Raw genomic sequence first — 18,363 nt, forward strand, 5'->3', positions numbered from 1 at the left:
TCATGCCACAGTATCGTTCAAGACAAACCACCCACGGCCGCGAAAACGCCGGGGCCCGTGCTCTATGGCGCGCCACTGGCGTATGTGATCAGGATTTCGGCAAGCCGATTATCGCCGTAGCCAACTCCTTTACCCAGTTTGTACCGGGCCATGTACATCTCAAAGATATAGGTCAGATGGTTGCCCGCGAGATTGAGCAGGCAGGCGGTATCGCCAAAGAGTTCAATACCATCGCGGTCGATGATGGCATTGCTCAGGGCCATGACGGCATGCTCTACAGCCTGCCGTCCCGGGATATTATTGCCGACTCCGTGGAGTATATGGTTAACGCACACTGTGCCGATGCCCTGATCTGTATCTCCAACTGTGACAAGATCACTCCGGGCATGCTGATGGCCGCCATGCGCCTTAACATTCCGACGATCTTTGTCTCCGGTGGCCCGATGGAAGCGGGTCGGGTACAGCTCGCCGAACAGATACTGCGTATCGATCCGGTGGATGCTTATGTCGCCGGTATGCGCAAAGATGTGTCCGATGAAAAAGCGTTAGAGATGGAACAGAACGCCTGCCCGACCTGCGGCTCCTGCTCCGGCATGTTCACCGCCAACTCGATGAACTGTCTGAATGAAGCACTGGGGCTGGCACTGCCGGGTAATGGCAGTATGCTGGCCACGCACACAGACCGCCGTGAGCTGTTTTTGCAGGCCAGCCGACAGATTGTTGATATCACCCGACGCTACTATGAAGAGGATGACGCCAGCGTACTGCCCCGCAACGTTGCCAACGCCCGCGCCTTCCATAATGCGATGACCATGGATATCGCCATGGGCGGTTCCACTAATACGATTCTGCATCTGCTGGCCGCCGCACAGGAGGGAGAGATCGACTTTACCATGGCCGATATCGATCGACTTTCACGGCAGATTCCGCATCTGTGCAAAGTCTCCCCTGCCACCCCGGATTACTATATGGAAGACGTGCATCGCGCCGGTGGTGTATTCGGCATCCTCGGCGAGCTTGACCGGGCCGGCCTGCTCGACACCTCTGTGAGCACCGTGCACAGCGCCACTCTGGCCGATGCCTTGCAACAATGGGATGTTTGCCGCAATCCAGACCCGCAACTGGAACAGTTCTTCCGTGCAGGCCCTGCCGGTATCCGAACCACCGAGGCGTTCAGTCAGGAATGTCGCTGGGACACACTGGATAAGGATCGCCAGCAGGGCTGTATCCGCGATATAAACCACGCTTACTCCCGGGAAGGCGGGCTGGCCGTCCTGTTCGGCAACATCGCCGAGGATGGCTGTATCGTTAAAACCGCCGGTGTGCGCGCAGAGATGTTGCTGTTCGAAGGGATCGCGCGGGTATTTGATGATCAGGATCTGGCCATTGCGGCCCTGAGTGCCGACGAGATTGAACCCGGCACCTGCGTCATTATCCGCCACGAGGGCCCTAAAGGCGGTCCGGGGATGCAGGAGATGCTACTCCCCACCAGCCTGCTCAAAGCCAAGGGGCTGGACAGCAGTTGCGCCCTGCTTACCGATGGCCGTTTCTCAGGCGCAACCTCCGGCCTTTCCATCGGCCACACCTCACCGGAAGCCGCCAATAAAGGCGCACTGGGTCTGGTTGAGGATGGCGATCTGATTAAAATCGATATCCCGGCCCGCTCCATTCAGGTCGCGGTATCTGATGAGACAATGGCGCAGCGGCGTCAGGCGATGGAAGCCCGTGGAGATCAGGCCTGGAAACCGGCTCAGCCACGCAAACGCCGTGTCAGCCTCTCCCTCAAAGCATTCGGCTACCTGGCTACCAGCGCAGACAAAGGCGGCGTTCGTAACCGGGAGATTCTGAAGTAACTCACCTAGCAGCTAGCGCTGTTATTTTTTGCCGGCCCTCTTTGGAGGTGCCGGTTTTTTTGTGCCTCAATCACTGAGCAGATATCTGCCCCGGATAACCTGTCGGTCAAAACAGCAACGGAGCAGAGGCGTTTTCAGATCAGGAGAGGGAAGAGGAGCAGGTAACAATAAGCAAGCAGCGGGGCTCAGAGCACCCGCTGCGGAAGGGAGAGATAGTCAGAAAGTGCCGGGAAAAGCGCCGCCGTCCAGCAGCAGGTTCTGGCCGTTGATGAATCCGGCCCGGGTTCCGCAAAGAAACGCGCAGAGCGCACCAAACTCATCCGGATCGCCGAAGCGTTTCGCCGGGTTAGCCTGCATCTGCTGCTGTCGGAGCTGATCGGCGCTGATCCCCAACTGCTGCGCATGCAGATCCAGCGTAGAGATGAGGCGATCGGTCTCGAACGGTCCCGGCAACAGGTTGTTAATCGTCACATTATCCGCCACGGTCTCCCGCGCCAGCCCGGCAACAAAACCGGTCAGGCCGCTGCGCGCCCCGTTCGACAGCCCCAGAATCGAAATCGGCGCCTTAACCGCAGAGGAGGTGATATTGATAATCCGGCCAAACTGACGTGCCTGCATACCATCCACCACCGCTTTGATCATAAAGATCGGAGTCAGCATATTTGCCTCTAGCGCCGCATGCCACGCCGCCTGATCCCAGTCGCGGAAATCCCCCGGTGGCGGGCCACCCGCATTATTCACCAGAATATCCGGCGCAGGGCAGGCAGAGAGCACCTCCGCCCGGCCTGCCGGCGTAGTTATATCAGCCGCTACGGCCTGTACTTTCACGCCGGTCCGGGCGCGGATCTCCTCTGCAGTCTGTTGCAGGGTATCCGCGCTGCGGGCATTAATCACCAGATCAACCCCCTCTTCGGCCAGCGCCAGTGCGCATGCCCGGCCCAGACCTTTGGAAGCGCCACAGATGATCGCCTTACGCCCTTGCAGATTCAGATTCACGCGGCCCCCTCCTCTGTCGGTAAACCTTCAACCGCAACCACACGGCCGGAGCTGCACTCATCGCGGATCGATTTCAGCCCCTGATAAAGATCACTGTGATAGAACTGCTCCATCTGTTCCATGGAGGGAAACTCCAGCAGAACGATACGCCGCGGTTCCCAGTCACCTTCATAGACTTTGTGTTCACCACCCCGGCTCAGGTAGCGACCGCCGGACGCTTCCAGTACCGGCTTAACCCGGGTCATAAATTCCTGATAACGCTCCAGATCGTAGATATCAACATCAAAAATAGCGTACGCACTCATGGTCAATTCCTCTTTTCGGTTGCTGAATCAGGTATTCGGGTGCAGACGGCGGTAGGGCTGATCACCCAGCTCCTGCAGAACCTCTGCACCCAGTGCCTCAACCGCAGCAAACGCTGCGGTCAGATTATCTGCCGTGACCGTTGTTGCCATGTTGCCGATAAACGGGAACACCAGCGTAGCCGAGATCACGGCAGCCATCGCCGCCTGATCGGTATGACTGAAACCCAGTTGTGCTGAATTCACCGGCAGACCCACCCGGGCAAAGAAACGGGCCGCCCGCTGCGCTTCGTCATGATCCTGCTCCAGCATCAGTTGCACCAGCACGCCCAGTGCCACCATCTCTCCGTGGAGGTAGTTGTGATCCACCTCCTCCAGTACCGTCAACGCCTGTGCCACCGCATGGGCTGCCGCCAGACCGGCACATTCAAACCCAAGTCCGCTGAGCAGCGTATTGGCTTCAATCACATGTTCCAGAGCAGGGCTCAGACAACGGTCACGAACGGCCTCGGTGGCCGCTTCGCCGTGCTGATAGAGTGTTTCCGCACAGACCTGAGACAGAGCGATACCCGCCAGCGTCGGACGGACGCCGTAGGGGGTCAGTGCCTGCGGGTTGTGCTCACAGGCACGGGCTTCATACCAGGTCGACATCGCATCCCCCATACCCGCCACCAGAAAGCGCGGCGGTGCCTGAGCAATAATTTCACTGTCCACCAGCACCAGCGACGGATTCTGCGCAAACACTTCATAACTCTCGGTAACACCGGAGGCAGAGTAGATCACTGATACGGCCGAGCACGGCGCGTCATTCGATGCCAGCGTCGGAAAGATCACAACCGGAACCTCCAGACGGTCAGCAATCGATTTACCTGCATCCAGCGTTTTTCCACCACCCAGCGCGATCAAAGCATCTACCGCCTGCGGCTGAGCCCGCAACTCTGTGCAACGGGCTTCGATTTCAGCAAGAGAACACTCACCGCCGAAGGTTGTCACCACCACTTCGATGCCCGCAGTTTCAAGGGACGTCAGTAACCGTCTGGCTTCATTGTTCTGGCTGCGCTGACTACAAAGCAGCGCGCAGCGGCGCACCTTGAGCTGGCTGACAGGTTCAGCAGCGCCATCGATCAGGCCGGGTGACTGGATATAACGGGGTGTAGAACGGTACAGCCGGGTGCTGGTCACCTCAGCGCGTTCAGTAACAGATTGATTCATATGCAAAGTATCCTAACCGGGGCAAAACAACGCTGTGGTCTGCACTCTGCAGGTACTGCAGGCAATGCCTTGCCTATTCAGGGAGAGCCCGGCCAGGGAAACATCCGCTGGCCGGTGTACATGAGGGGTAATCAGAGTCGGAATTTGATCATCAGATTCATCAGCTTATTGAAGCGATCACCATACGGCGGCGCCAGCATCAGAATGCCGGACTGACGGGCCTGCCTGAACACCGGGCGAATCTTGGAAAATTCCAGGAAACCTTCCTTGCCGTGATAATGCCCCATACCACTGTTACCCACTCCGCCAAATGGCATATCGTGCTGAGCAACATGGAGCAGCGTATCGTTAATTGATACGCCACCGGACAGTGTGTTGTAGACAACTTTATCCTGCAGGGACTTATCATTACTGAACAGGTAAAGTGCCAGCGGGCGCTCACCTGCATTAATGTACTCAATCACCTGATCAATGCTGTCATAAGGCTTGATCGGCAGCAGCGGACCAAAAATCTCATCCTGCATCAGCAGCATCTCTTCGCTCACATTCAGTACAACCTGAGGCGGATACTTACGGCTGACCGGGTCCGGTTTACCCTCGGGTACCAGTTGCACACAACGGGCCCCTTTGTCAGTGGCATCGGCAACCGTACTGCAGATCCGCTGGAACGCTTTATCATCGATCAGAGAGGTGAAATCGCCGGAGTCGGCACTGCCATAACGCTCGCGTAAGACATCTTTGGCATGGCCTACAAATTCGTCCACCGATTCCCGCGGCAGGAACAGATAATCCGGTGCTGTACAGGTCTGTCCGGCATTAACAAATTTACCAAACAGCAGCCGCTCTGCAGCGGTGCGCATATTGAAATCTTTCGCCACAATCGTCGGTGATTTTCCGCCCAGCTCCAGTGTCACGGGCGTCAGGTATTTAGACGCGGTCTCCATCACGACCTTGCCGGTATCCGGTGAACCGGTGAAGACAAAATGATCCCAGGGACGATCCGTAAATTCAGAAGCGGACACACCCGGGATAATGGCAAACTGCTCATCGCTGAACTCGGCTGAGATCAGTTTATCCAGCAGCTTACAGAGGTTCTGTGAGTTAGCCGCCATCTTAACGATCACCCGGTTCCCGGCAGCAATCGCCGCCACCGAAGGCCCGATCGCCAGTCCCAGTGGATAGTTCCAGGGGCTGACAACACCCACCACCCCTTTCGGCTGCGGAATCACCTGGTTTTTAGCCCCCATAAAGGTCAGGCCCACGTGGCGTTTCTGCGGCTTCATCCAGCTTTTCAGGTGCTTTTTATGATAAGCGATGGTGCTGGTCAGTTGGGCAATCTCCAGCAGCCGGGTTTCCTGAGCACAACGGTTGCCATAGTCAGCATTTACGGCGGCACAGATCGCGTCCTGATTTTCCACCAGAATTTTGTCGATTTTATTCAGCGCATCCACTCGCTGCTGCAGGCTTGGGTAGGGCTTGGATCTTGATGCACTGCGCTGCTTATCGAAAACCTGATTAATCCGGCTCACTTTATCAACAATGTTCACTGCTGCATTAGTCATGGCGACCTCTTTTATTTTTCTCTTCTGGCGTAAACACAGCCCTGTCATGCAGCAGAGAGTGTTCCGTTTAATATCACAACTACAGAGCCGGCTCCTGCGGGCAACACCTGCCATTAAGCGCGGTTCTGTGACACTGCCCGACCGTTGTTACCGGTCAAACGATAACCACCAGACTAAAAGAGCAACTGAACACCAGCTTGACACTATGTGATCCGAATTTAACAAAATACGTCACAGTTTCAGCCCCAGCCCTGACCTGCTCTGGCACGGCCTTATCGTCACAATATGTCAAACTCAATACATCTTATGTCAAGCCAATCGATACCCAAATTAGCACTATCAACTGCAAGCCTATTATCAGTATCCATCCAAAATAAGAATTCAGGAGCACAACGATCATGAATGGCTGGAGTTTACCTTTTTCCCCCAAGGGCCTTGCTGCAACGCTGACCCCGCCACCCTGGCACTATTCCGGTGACCTGCTGGCAATTGAATTTGAAACCAGCCCTGAGCTCATTCGCGCCCTGCTTCCTGACGATCTGGAGCCTGCTGACAGCAATCAGTGTATTGCGGTTTTTGCCGACTGGAGTGCGACCGCCGACAGCGATCCGCGACTGGCAGAGGACCCGCGCCGCGGCATGTATAAAGAAGCCTTTATCATTATTCCTACCCGGCATCAGGATAAGACGGCAGGTCGTGTTCCCTATATCTGGGTCGACAATGAGGTCGCGCATGCCCGCGGCAACGTACAGGGCTTTCCGAAGAAGATGGGCGAGATCTTTATGAACCGTCCGGTGACGTTGGGTCAGGGCGGCCCGAAGCGGGAACCGGGTCACAGTTTCGCTGCCACCCTGTCCGCTATGGGCCGTCATCTGATGCGGGCGAAAGTCACTCTGGAAGCTGAGACCGGTCTCGCCGATCTGCCACCGCTGTTGCTGGCGCCGCAGATTCACACCCGCTATCTGGCCAGCCTTGATGCGGAAACGGCGCCCCTGCACGAGCACTCCATCAATACCCTGAGCGATGTCGGAGCCGCTCAGGCGATGGTCGGCACTGCCGAACTGGAATTTTTCCCGTCAGAACATGAAGAGCTGGCAGACCTGCCGCTGGTCTCAGTGGGTCGTGGCTACTTTGTCAGCGTGGCAATGACGGTCACCGGCGCGACCACCCTGCCAGCCAGCTCTGAATAACCACCAGCGTGCACAAAAGCGGCGGGGGGAGCAGCCCTTCCGCTTAAGCTGGCCAGAGTTCTGTCTGATTAAAATAAAAAAGTGAGAGACGCAGATGAAAACTAAAATTCTTCCTCCCAGTGATTCCGCCTACGCCTACCCGCTGCTGATTAAGCAGTTGCTGACATCGAAACAACGTTTCAGCGGTGACAAGCAGATCGTGTCCGGTCATCACCGCTTCAGCTACACCGAGTTCAGGCAGCGGGTCTGCCGTCTTGCCAACACCCTGCGCAGTGCCGGTATCGGGCCGGGTGACACCGTTGCGGTCATGGACTGGGACAGCCATCGCTATCTGGAATGTTTCTTTGCCGTACCGATGATCGGCGCCGTGCTGCATACGGTCAATATCCGTCTCTCCGCCGCACAGATGCTCTACACCATGAACCACGCTCAGGATGATCTGGTGCTGGTACATGACGACTTTATCCCCCTGCTGGCATCGATTGAAGATGAGCTGCAAACCGTGCGCGGGATTATTCAGCTCAGCGATGAAGAGCAACCCGCAGATGCAGGCTTTGCCACACTGGGAGAATACGAAGCGCTGCTGGCCCGGGAATCTGATGAATATGCGTTCCCTGATTTCGATGAAAACTCCATTGCCACCACGTTCTATACCACCGGCACCACCGGCAATCCGAAAGGGGTTTATTTCTCCCACCGGCAGTTGGTGCTGCACACCCTGAACATGGTAAACACCCTTTACTCCTGTAACAGCGGCGAAGCGCTGCTTGATCGGGAAGGGGTCTACATGCCGATCACGCCGATGTTCCACGTTCACGCCTGGGGTATCCCCTATGCCGCGACCATGATGGGTGTACAACAGATCTATCCGGGCCGTTACGAGCCCAACCATCTGGCGCGCCTGATTCAGGAAGAGGGAGTCACCTTCTCCCACTGTGTGCCGACTATCCTGCAGATGCTGCTCCACTCAGAACAGGCCAGCAATACCGATTTCAGTCAATGGCGCGTCATCATCGGCGGCAGCGCGCTGACGCCGGGTCTGGCCCGAGAAGCGCTGGAGCGCGGGGTTCAGCCATTCAGTGCCTACGGCATGTCAGAAACCTGCCCGCTGATGGCCATCACTCATTTCAGCCATGCCCAGCAACAACTGCCGGAAGACGCCCAACTGCAGTTGCGCACCCTCGCCGGCCTGCCCAGCGATCTGGTTGATCTGCAAATATGGGATCCTCAGGGTAACAGCCTGCCCCATGATGGCGAGTGCAGCGGTGAACTGGTTGCACGGGCCCCCTGGCTGACCCAGAGCTATCTCTATGAACAGGAAAAAGGCGATGAACTCTGGCAGGGCGGCTGGCTGCATACCGGTGATATTGCGTCGATTCAGCCCGACGGCACCATCCAGATTCAGGACCGGATCAAAGATGTAATTAAAACCGGTGGCGAATGGATATCCTCGCTGGAAATTGAACGCCTGATCAGTACCCACGCCGATGTGGAAGCGGTCACCGTGGTAGGCATGCCCGATGAGCACTGGGGCGAACGCCCCTGCGCCCTGATCATCTCCCGCACGGAGGCGCTGGATGCGGAACAGATCAGTCAGCATCTGCAGCAGTATGTCAGCGATGGCACCATCAACAAGTGGGCGATCCCGAAACAGGTGCTTCTGGTCGATGACATTCCGAAAACCAGTGTCGGCAAAATCGACAAAAAACTGATCCGCGCCCAGATCAGTTAACCCCCGGTCGGTCAGCCATTCGCGCGGCTGACCGCTCTCCCTTTCAGGCCAGCATTCCGGAGAATAATAATTATGGAATACGCAGGATTAATCGGCAGTGTTGCACTGCTGATCTGGCTCGCGCTGCGCGGGGTGAATATCATCCTTGCTTCACTGATCTGCTCTCTGGTGGTGGTTGTCAGCAACGACCTGCCGGTAGCCGACAGCCTCAGTCAATATTACGCCTTCGGCCCCCTTGGGGCGTTTACCTTTGCCGGGAAATTTTTCCTGTTATTTGCCAGCGGCGCCATTTTCGGCCGCGTTATGGGCGACAGTCACGCCGCCTCCAGCATTGCGATGGCGCTGGTACGTCGCCTCGGCTCCCACCGTGCGCTGTGGATAACCACCCTGGCCTGCGCTCTGCTGACCTATGGCGGGGTCGTCGCGTTTGTCGTGATCTTTGCGATGTACCCACTGGGGCTGAAACTGCTGCAGGAAGCGAATATACCGAAACGCCTGTTCTGTGCAGCACTGGCACTGGGAGCAGGTACCTTTACTCTGACGACCCTGCCCGGTACGCCGTCAGTGCATAATGTGATCTCGGCGGTTAATCTGGGTACTGACCTGTTTGCCGGCTTGTGGATCGGCCTCCTTGGCGGCGCTCTGATGCTGATCTTCGGCATGATCTATCTGGAGCGGGAACGCTGTCTGGCGGCGGCCCGTGGCGAAGGTTTTGAGCCCGGCCCGAACGACCGGATCTCTGCGATTGAAGAGAAAGATTATCCGCACTGGCTGCTCGCCACTCTGCCATTACTGACGGTGCTGTCCTTTATCCTTCTGCCCCGTCTGCTGGCGATGACTCTGGAACTGGAAAGTCCCGGTAGCTCTGCGCTGCATGACCTGATCCTGTTTGCTAACAGCCAGCCCATTATCTGGCCAAGTATTTCATTGCTGGCCGGATCGGTGTTGTCAGCCCTGCTGTTCAGTCATATTCGTCATCAGGCGCTGCATGTGATGGGACACGGCACGCAGGACTCGATCATGCCTTTAATCAACACAGCAGCGGTCATCGGCTTTGGTGGTGTGGTTACCCATACCAGCGGCTTCGGTCACTTTACCGACCTGATGCTGGAATCCAGCCTGCCACCTCTGCTCTCGGCATTTACCTCGGTCAGTCTGGTCGCAGCCATTACCGGCTCGGCCTCCGGCGGCCTGCAGATATTTATGCAGTCGATGGCACCGGCCTATCTGGAAATGGGTATCGAGCCTGAGGTACTGCACCGCATTGCCACCATGGCCAGTGGTGGTTTCGACTCACTGCCCCACTGCGGCGCGATTGTAGCCACCCTGACGATTACCGGCCTGACTCACAAACAGGCATACAAGGATATGGGCGTGATCACGGTCGTCATCCCGGTGCTGGTCACCCTGGGAATGATCGCTCTGATCGCACTCTCAGGATAATGACGGAGAATAACCAATGAATAGCAGCAAAATTATTCTGACCCGTGAGCTTCCGGCAGCCATGTGTCAGGCCCTGAACCAGTTCGGTACGGTCAGTGTCTGGTCAGACCGTACACAACCGCTGAGCGAAGGGGATATTTTAGTCTCCACACCGATGGATCCCTTATCTGAGCAACAGCTTCAGCTTCTGCCGGAATCACTGCGGCTGATCGCCAATATCGGTGTCGGTACCGATCATATTGATCTTGCCGCTGCCAGAGCACGAGGCATCAGTGTCAGTAATACGCCGGTGGTGACCGAGGATACCGCCGACCTGACCCTGACCCTGATGCTGGCCGCAAGCCGACGACTGAGCCGCAGCGAGTGGCACTTGCGCAATAACGACTGGGCCAGCGGCGTCAGCCAGCTAGGCCAGCGAGTTCACGGCAAGCGGTTGGGTATTATCGGCATGGGCGCCATCGGTCAGGCCGTTGCGCGCCGGGCAAAAGGGTTCGACATGGAGATTCTCTATCATGGCCCCCGGCCAAAGCCTGAAGCCGAAAAGCAACTGGGTGCACGCTATTTCAGCGATCTGAAACAGATGCTGGCTCAGGCCGATATCATCTCTCTGAATTGTGATCTGAATGCGCAGACCCGCCACATTATCAACGCGGATACACTGGCCGCCATGAAACCCGGTGCCGTGCTCATCAACACCGGACGCGGCCCTCTGGTGGATGAAGCCGCTCTGATCCTCGCTCTGAAAAACAACCATCTGGGTGCCGTCGGGCTCGACGTGTATGAGTTTGAACCGGACGTTTCTCCCCAACTGCTTGAGTTCGATAATGTCACTCTCAGCCCCCACATTGGCAGTGCAACTCAGGAATGCCGTGGCGATATGGCGCGCCGGGTGTGTATGAATATCGCCCAGTTTATTCAACAGGGCTCTGCCCTGGACAGTTGTAACTGACCTGCCGGAGTCCTCTATGAGTTTATTTAATGTTAACCCTGTCGATGTCAGTGACTACCGTCGTCTGGCACGCAGACGCCTGCCCCGCTTTCTGTTTGATTACATCGACGGCGGCGCGAATCAGGAAAGCACCCTGCAAGCCAATATCAGCGATTTTGACCGTTACCGCCTGAAACAGCGAGTGATGCGCAATGTCGATCAGGTTGATCCTTCAACCCGGCTCGCCGGCTTCTCAGCCAGTATGCCGCTGGCTCTGGCGCCGGTTGGCATGGCCGGTATGTTTGCCCGCCGTGGTGAAGCGCTGGGAGCCCGGATCGCTCAACAACGGGGAGTCCCCTTTACCAGCTCGACACTGGGTATCTGTCCGATTGAGGAGGTGATTGCCGCCACCGGGCAACCTATCTGGTTTCAGTTGTATATGCTGCGTGACCGGGAAGTGGTGAAATCTCTGCTGCAACGGGCGCAGAATGCCGGCTGCCAGACGCTGGTATTCACTGTTGATCTGGCCGTTGCAGGCATGCGGCTGCGGGATTTCCGCAACGGCATGCTGGGTACCAACCTGCGCAGTAAATTGTCAAAAATGGCACAGCTACTGTACAGCCCTCACTGGCTCTACAATGTTGCCATCAAAGGTAAGCCGCATATCATCGGCAACCTGAGCGAAGTGGTACCTGACCCTGACGACCTCAATGCTTATAAAGCCTTTGTCGATGACCAGTTTGATCCCAGTGTCACCTGGGAAGATATCGCCTGGCTGCGTTCCGTCTGGTCCGGCAAGATCATCATCAAGGGGGTACTGGAAGTCGAAGATGCCCGGGCCGCCGTAGCGGCGGGCGCCGATGGCATCGTCGTATCCAACCATGGTGGGCGACAACTGGATTCAGCCGCCTCCAGTATCAGCAAACTTGCAGCGATCAGCCAGGCCATTCCGCCGGAGACCGAAATCTATCTGGATGGCGGCGTGCGCAGTGGTATCGATGTGGTCAAGGCGATCGCCCTTGGCGCCCGCGGGGTTCTGATCGGCCGTCCCTGGATCTATGCCATGGCCGGTGCCGGTGAGCAGGGCCTGAATAACCTCCTGCAGACCTTCCACAATGAGATCCGAACGGCCATGGCACTGATGGGCGTTAACCGGATCGAAGAGATCACTGCGGATCTGATAGAAGAGACTGAGTGATTACTGAGCCACCCACCCCGGCCCTGTCACAGGGGCAGCAGCCGGGGCTTTGTAGTTCTGTCCCGGGTTAACTATTCTGAATAGCGTCAGCAGGACTCCCGGCCCTATCCGATGAATGAACCCGATACAGCACTGCAACAGCGGCTACAGGAACTTGAGGAGCAGAACCGGATGCTTCTCGAATTTACTGAGCTCTCCTCCGAATGGTTCTGGGAACAGGATCAGGAGTTCCGCTTTGTCCGCTTTTTCGGCATGTCCACCGAAAAATTGCATCGCAGTCAGCAGTTGTTTATCGGCAGACGTCGCTGGGAGATGCCCGTAATGGGGGTCTCTGCCGAGGAGATTGAAGCCCACAAAGCCTGTTATCAGCAGCACCAGCCTTTCCATGATTTCGAATATCAGGTGGAGGGCGATAACGGTGTCATCCAACGCTATTCCGTCAGCGGTTACCCTTTCTATGACGCCAACGGGGATTTTGCCGGTTATCGCGGTACCGGGCGCAACCTCACCGAGCTGCGTCAGGCTCAGGCCTCTGCCGCCCACAGCAAAAGTCAGTTACTGCAGATTCTGCAGGGTAATCCGGTGCCTGTTTTCGTACTCGATACGGCACACCGGATCAGTCACTGGAACCGGGCCTGCGAAGCCCTGACCGGGATTAAAGCCATCATGGCGATCGGCAGCACTGAAAGCTGGCGCGGTTTTTATGCTGAACCCCGGCCAAGCATGGCTGATCTGGTGGTAGATCAGGCCAGTGAAGCGGAGATACGCCGGCATTACTCCGGTAAACTTCGCAGCTCTCCGCTCACATCCGGAGCCTACGAGACTGAAGAATTTTTCCCGGAGATGAGTGATCACGGGCTCTGGCTGAATATAAATGTCTCTCCCCTTCACGACAGTGCAGGAAACCTGATCGGTGCCGTAGAAACCCTGCAGGACATCAGCCACCGGGTTGAAGCCGAGCAGGCCGAACAGCAGCGGCATCAGGAGCTATGTCAGGCACATGCCGAACTTCAGGCCACCCTGCAGCAACTGGCTGAGGCGAAGAAACTGGCCAGTCTGGGACGGATGATCGCCGGTGTCGCGCATGAACTGAACACCCCTCTCGGCAATATCCTGCTCGGTCTGAGCAGTCATCAGAGCTCTCTGGAACACCTGCAGAGTGCGTATCAGTCACAGACTCTGAGCAAAGCACAATTGGAGAGTCATATCCTCGACACCGAAAAGTCGCTGGGTCTGATCGAGCAAAACCTCAGCCGCAGCATCAATCTGATCAACCGCCTGCAGGAACTCGCGGGTGACCCTGATCAGGGCCAAAGTCAGCAATTTAACCCGTTTCAGATCGTTGAAGAGGTCATCGCCCTGTCTGACAGGGAGTGCAGCCAGCGCCGGATCAGCATCCACAACCGGGTCCCCCCGGCACTCAATTTCCACAGCTATAAAGCTGCCTTTGAACAGGTGCTTTTCATCCTCATAGAAAATGCCCTGACCCATGCCTTCCCTGAAGAGAGGGGCGGGCAGATCGAGCTGGACGCCCGGATCAGCGAACAGCAGCTCTGCCTGTCAGTGGCTGATAATGGCATAGGCCTCACAGAGCAGACCCGGAACAATGCGTTTGACCCTTTTTTCTCGTCAAATCTGGGACAGGGTAACACCGGACTCGGCCTTTACCGGGCCTACACCCTGATCACTGCTGTCATGGGCGGTACGGTCACGCTGCAGGATAATAACCCCGGCCTGAGCGTACAGATCCGTCTGCCGGCCGGCACTGGCTGAACGCTGCGGGCAACGACTATGCTTATAGTCAGACCCCGTAACAAGGAGTCAGACCATGCCGGATTCCCATAGTAACGGCGCCGTTAAAATCTGTATTCTCGACCTGCAGAGAAGGATGCTGCCGCAAGCCTACGCATTGCAGAAACGTCTGCAGGCCGGGGCCGAGCCTGAAGAGTACGATCTGGAATTTCTCGCCCTGCTGCATAAAGAACTGCAAAATCTGCAATCGATCGCTCTGCAACATCCGGAACACCACCTGACCATCGGCAATATGATTCAGCTCTACAGCAGTCTGGTATCTCTGGCAGTTGCCAACACACCGAAAGCTCCTCAGGGATAGATTGCGCTGGCTGAGGCCTTGGCATATGCTCAGACAGAGTTCATATGGAGCCAAGCTATGCACCAGCCCAGTCCGATTATTCTGCAATCCTCCCCCCCTACCCTCAGCCAGGCTGATTTTGTTAATAGCTGTTTACCCGACAAAGAGACCTATCATCAAAAACTGAAGAAATGGCAGAAGCGCATGCTGAAAGTACAGCAGGCTTACTATCATCAGAATAAGCGGGCGATTCTGGTGTTTGAGGGCTGGGATGCCAGTGGCAAGGGGGGGGCTATACGCCGTATCACTGAAAAGCTCGACCCGCGCGGGGTGAAGGTTCATCCGATCAGTGCTCCCAGTCCCGAAGAGCAGAGCAAACACTACCTGCAACGGTTTCAGGCACGCCTGCCAGAGGCCGGCGCAATAGCGATCTTTGACCGCTCATGGTACGGACGGCTGCTGGTAGAAAGGGTCGAAGGGTTTGCTTCCGAACAGGAGTGGCAACGCGCCTATCAGGAGATCAATGAATTTGAGCGCAGCCTGATCGATGATGGTGCCCGTATCATCAAAATCTTTATGCATATTTCACCCGATGAGCAGTTGAAACGCTTCAGCGAGCGACTCAACAATCCGGTCAAACGCTGGAAGCTGACCACTGAAGATATCCGTAACCGGGAACGCTGGTCAGATTACGCAGAAGCCACGGAAGATATGTTCCGCTATACCTCAACCGAAGCCGCCCCCTGGCACATCGTAACCGGCAATCGAAAGTGGTTTGCCCGGGTCGATGTACTGAAAACGGTGGTTAAGCAACTGGCGCAGGGTGTGGATGTGTCACCACCGCCTCTGGACCCGGAAGTGACCCGGGAGGCCTACCGGGCATTAGGTATTCAGGTAACCGAAACCGGATGAAATAATTCTGCAACAGTTTCTGTGCATGATGAACCTCACCATAAAAGAGGTATACAGAAATGACAGAACATATGTTGAAAGCTCAGCTGAAGCAGTTGCTGAAACGCGGTTACTCAGAGATCGATGTGCGTAACCTGGCCGTAGCCCCGAAACATCTGGTAGATCAGGCGATCGCCGAATACAACGCCGATCAGAAGTTCAACCAGCAGACCCTTCGGGTTCAGCACAATCAAGCCAGCTTTGCGATGCGCCTGGGCGGTTAATCTGACCGCCTTTCTACCCCCTTCCCCTATCCTTTAGCATTAATCGATTCTTCTCCTGAGATTGTTCAGATACAATTCACCTTGATTGGGTTACAACTCGTTACTACTGAGGGTAGCTGGCTTGAGTGTGGGGTGAGCCACTTGGACCCAATGACCAACTTTTGAGCACTTACAGGAAAACTACAATGAAGAAAGTACTGATTGCAGCAATGGCTGCGACCCTGATGGTACCTGCCGCAGTAATGGCCGACGATACTTACAACACTAAATGTGTAGCCTGCCACGCAACTGGCGCTGCCGGCGCTCCTAAACTGGGTGATGCTGCTGCATGGGCACCACGTGCAGAACTGGGTATGGACGCACTGCTGGCTTCCGTGAAAAACGGTAAAGGCGCAATGCCACCTAAAGGTCTGTGCATGGATTGTACTGACGACCAGTTTAAAGGTGCGATTCAGTTCATGCTGGATAACTCCAAGTAAGATCGCCCCGAGCATAAAAAAACCGCCTGAAGGCGGTTTTTTTATGTCTGATTAACGACGTATCAGAAGATATCATCCGGCTGCAGGTTGATCAGCTCCCCATCCGGATCGCCCTCCTGTCGGGCCTGAATCTTCTCCAGTGACTCTTTGTCTTTACCTTTAGTCACAATAATCTCCACCCGCCGGTTTTTCACCCGATTACCCCGGGTATCATTCGGCACCAGAGGTTTGGTATCTGCCAGGCCCAGAACCCTGAAACGTGACTGATCGATACGCGGATCGCCAAACAATTCATGGGCGACAGCCAGGGCCCTTGCTGCAGACAGATCCCAGTTAGATTCAAAATCTTTACCCGCATACGGGATGTTATCGCTGTGGCCTTCAATCGCCACATTTCCCTGAACATTCAGCAGCACATCACGGATTTTCGCCAGCACCGGGATCGATTCAAAACGCAGCTCCGCTGAGCCGGAATCAAACGAGCCTTTCTCTTTTACCCGGATGATGATCTTCTTACCGTCAGTCTCGACTTCGACACTGCCATCACCGATCTCTTCTGCCAGCGCGGCAGCAAATTCGACCGCTTCCTCTTTGGCCTTTTGCTCCTGCTGTTTCTGCAGTAGCTGCTGTTCACCTGTTTCATCGTCCGGGCTGTCGCTGTCCCCCTCTTTTGAGCGGATATCCAGCGTATTCATGTCGTTGTTAACCGTCATCTGACGGACTTCGTTCAACGGTGTCGGCTCCGGACGACCCGGACTGAACTCCTGCGCAATGATCGAGGTACCTTTAGGGATATCCTCAACCTTGATCTGGTTCTGCACACCAAAGGCTTCACGCATCGAGCCCGCCAACTGTTTGAACTTCAGTACATCCATCTCTGAGAAAGAGAGCAGCAGTACAAAGAAACACATCAGCAGCGACATCAGGTCGCCAAAGGTTGCCAGCCAGGCAGGTAAGCCCGCCGGGCAGGGGGGGCATTCATGTTCTTCGGAATCGTCACTCATCGTTCAGTTACTCTCCGAATCAGCCTTCAGCCGCTGCGCGTTTCTTCTCTGGGAGATAGTTACGCAGCATCTGTTCAATCACACGCGGGTTCTGACCTGCCTGAATCGCCAGCAGGCCATCAATAATCAGATCACAGTTCAACGCTTCTTCGTCGCGTCTCACGGTCAGCTTGTCGGCAATGGGCAGACACAGCATGTTCGCCAGCATAGCGCCATAGAGGGTGGTCAGCAGGGCGACCGCCATCGCCGGACCGATCGACTTAGGGTCACTCATGTTGGACAGCATCTGTACCAGACCTACCAGGGTACCGATCATCCCCATCGCCGGGCCCACATCACCCATCGCTGAAAAGATGGTGGCGCCGAATTCATGTCGATCTTTGGTCAGTTTGGCTTCTTTGCGGAGCAGGGTTTTGACCACTTCCGGATCATGGCCGTCTACCAGCAGTTGAATACCACGCTGCATGAAATCACTGCTGACGGTCTTATCTTCCAGCGAGAGCAAGCCACCTTTACGTGCGGCATCAGCCATCTCTACGGTTTCGGCAATGATATCTTCAGGGTTCAGGGACTTGAACATGAAGGCTTTGGCCGCAATTTTACCGGCCGCCAGAAACTGAGGCAGGGTGTACTTCATCAGTACAACGAACAGAGAGCCACCAATAACAATCAACAGCGAGGGCGGGTTTACAAAGATACCAACGTCACCCCCCATAACCATAGCGGCGACAACGATACCAAAACTGCCCAACAACCCGACGAGCGTTGCTATATCCACTCAGTACTCCTTACTCGAGGCCAACCCGGTTCAAGCCTATATACAGACAGACAATAATAGCAAAAAAGCAAGGGGTAAACCCATCATATAATCGTTTAACTTGTTAAATTTTACGGAGATTTGCTTCTACCCTCAGGCTTAGGTAACTTTAGCGCTTTAAACCTAGACCCAGACCCATGCCACGTAAGAAAAACACACCGGACTTCGAACAGTCACTGCAGCAGCTCGAAACCCTTGTCAACCAGATGGAACAGGGTGATCTGACGCTGGAAGAATCACTTCAGGCATTTGAACAGGGCGTCAGCCTGACTCGCGAGTGCCAGAACATTCTGGCCCAGGCAGAACAGAAAGTTCAGTTGCTGACCGAATCAGGTGGCGAGCTGAAAACCGAACCGTTTCAGCCGGATGAGGAAGCCTGA

18 protein-coding genes are annotated in these 18,363 nt (G+C 55.8%); 12 read left to right on the top strand and 6 right to left on the bottom strand.

Annotated elements, in window-relative coordinates; translation table 11 throughout:
- Positions 1-2 precede the first annotated feature (2 nt).
- A complete protein-coding gene (gene ilvD / locus QUD59_RS05930; protein ID WP_286240195.1) occupies positions 3-1,853 on the top strand; it encodes a dihydroxy-acid dehydratase in 1,851 nt (616 codons plus the stop codon).
- A 216-nt stretch (positions 1,854-2,069) separates the two neighbouring features.
- Here the strand turns inward: ilvD and QUD59_RS05935 are convergent, their stop codons facing one another.
- From QUD59_RS05935 to QUD59_RS05950, 4 genes are all read right to left on the bottom strand, one after another.
- A complete protein-coding gene (locus tag QUD59_RS05935; protein WP_286240197.1) occupies positions 2,070-2,849 on the bottom strand; it encodes an SDR family oxidoreductase in 780 nt (259 codons plus the stop codon).
- Complete coding sequence (locus QUD59_RS05940; RefSeq protein WP_286240198.1) at positions 2,846-3,154, bottom strand: DUF1330 domain-containing protein; 309 nt, start codon at positions 3,152-3,154, stop codon at positions 2,846-2,848. The genes QUD59_RS05935 and QUD59_RS05940 overlap by 4 nt, the downstream gene beginning before the upstream one ends.
- A 27-nt stretch (positions 3,155-3,181) precedes the next feature.
- Positions 3,182-4,363 carry a glycerol dehydrogenase gene (locus tag QUD59_RS05945; RefSeq protein WP_286240199.1) on the bottom strand — a complete coding sequence of 394 codons (1,182 nt, stop codon included), beginning with the start codon at positions 4,361-4,363 and terminating at the stop codon, positions 3,182-3,184.
- A 131-nt stretch (positions 4,364-4,494) separates the two neighbouring features.
- The gene (locus QUD59_RS05950) at positions 4,495-5,925 is read right to left on the bottom strand and encodes a coniferyl aldehyde dehydrogenase (RefSeq protein ID WP_286240201.1); all 1,431 of its coding nucleotides are present in this window, start codon (positions 5,923-5,925) and stop codon (positions 4,495-4,497) included.
- A 398-nt stretch (positions 5,926-6,323) separates the two neighbouring features.
- Between QUD59_RS05950 and QUD59_RS05955 the strand changes: the two genes are divergently transcribed.
- The 10 genes from QUD59_RS05955 (at position 6,324) to QUD59_RS06000 (ending at position 16,162) form a co-directional block, all read left to right on the top strand.
- A complete protein-coding gene (locus QUD59_RS05955; RefSeq protein WP_286240202.1) occupies positions 6,324-7,115 on the top strand; it encodes an acetoacetate decarboxylase family protein in 792 nt (263 codons plus the stop codon).
- A gap of 94 nt (positions 7,116-7,209) precedes the next feature.
- Positions 7,210-8,847, top strand: a complete 1,638-nt coding sequence (locus tag QUD59_RS05960; RefSeq protein ID WP_286240203.1) for a fatty acid--CoA ligase — start codon at positions 7,210-7,212, stop codon at positions 8,845-8,847.
- Between the two features lie 72 nt (positions 8,848-8,919).
- Positions 8,920-10,290 (top strand): GntP family permease, encoded by a 1,371-nt coding sequence (locus QUD59_RS05965; RefSeq protein WP_286240205.1) that lies wholly within the window; start codon positions 8,920-8,922, stop codon positions 10,288-10,290.
- Positions 10,291-10,306: 16 nt separating this feature from the next.
- Entirely contained in the window at positions 10,307-11,239 is a 933-nt protein-coding gene (locus tag QUD59_RS05970) for a 2-hydroxyacid dehydrogenase (RefSeq protein WP_286240206.1), read from the top strand.
- A 16-nt stretch (positions 11,240-11,255) separates the two neighbouring features.
- On the top strand, positions 11,256-12,416 hold the full coding sequence (locus QUD59_RS05975) for an L-lactate dehydrogenase (RefSeq protein ID WP_286240207.1): 1,161 nt from the start codon (positions 11,256-11,258) through the stop codon (positions 12,414-12,416).
- Positions 12,417-12,527: 111 nt separating this feature from the next.
- Positions 12,528-14,189, top strand: coding sequence for a PAS domain-containing sensor histidine kinase (locus QUD59_RS05980; protein ID WP_286240209.1), 1,662 nt, complete (start codon positions 12,528-12,530; stop codon positions 14,187-14,189).
- 55 nt (positions 14,190-14,244) lie between these two features.
- On the top strand, positions 14,245-14,529 hold the full coding sequence (locus tag QUD59_RS05985; RefSeq protein ID WP_286240210.1) for a hypothetical protein: 285 nt from the start codon (positions 14,245-14,247) through the stop codon (positions 14,527-14,529).
- 57 nt (positions 14,530-14,586) lie between these two features.
- Positions 14,587-15,420: a polyphosphate kinase 2 family protein gene (locus QUD59_RS05990; protein WP_286240211.1), complete on the top strand. Its 834-nt coding sequence runs from the start codon at positions 14,587-14,589 to the stop codon at positions 15,418-15,420.
- 71 nt (positions 15,421-15,491) lie between these two features.
- A complete protein-coding gene (locus QUD59_RS05995; protein WP_286240212.1) occupies positions 15,492-15,683 on the top strand; it encodes a hypothetical protein in 192 nt (63 codons plus the stop codon).
- Positions 15,684-15,868: 185 nt separating this feature from the next.
- Positions 15,869-16,162, top strand: a complete 294-nt coding sequence (locus QUD59_RS06000; protein ID WP_286240213.1) for a c-type cytochrome — start codon at positions 15,869-15,871, stop codon at positions 16,160-16,162.
- Positions 16,163-16,224: 62 nt separating this feature from the next.
- On the opposite strand, the gene QUD59_RS06005 is transcribed toward QUD59_RS06000, so the two are convergent.
- On the bottom strand, positions 16,225-17,166 hold the full coding sequence (locus tag QUD59_RS06005; protein WP_286240215.1) for a flagellar motor protein MotB: 942 nt from the start codon (positions 17,164-17,166) through the stop codon (positions 16,225-16,227).
- A gap of 19 nt (positions 17,167-17,185) precedes the next feature.
- Positions 17,186-17,944, bottom strand: coding sequence for a flagellar motor protein PomA (gene pomA, locus QUD59_RS06010; protein WP_286240217.1), 759 nt, complete (start codon positions 17,942-17,944; stop codon positions 17,186-17,188).
- 176 nt (positions 17,945-18,120) lie between these two features.
- Between pomA and QUD59_RS06015 the strand changes: the two genes are divergently transcribed.
- On the top strand, positions 18,121-18,363 hold the full coding sequence (locus QUD59_RS06015; RefSeq protein WP_286240218.1) for an exodeoxyribonuclease VII small subunit: 243 nt from the start codon (positions 18,121-18,123) through the stop codon (positions 18,361-18,363).

Origin of the sequence: Neptuniibacter halophilus (genome assembly GCF_030295765.1) — a bacterium.
GTDB classification, from domain to species: domain Bacteria; phylum Pseudomonadota; class Gammaproteobacteria; order Pseudomonadales; family Balneatricaceae; genus Neptuniibacter; species Neptuniibacter halophilus.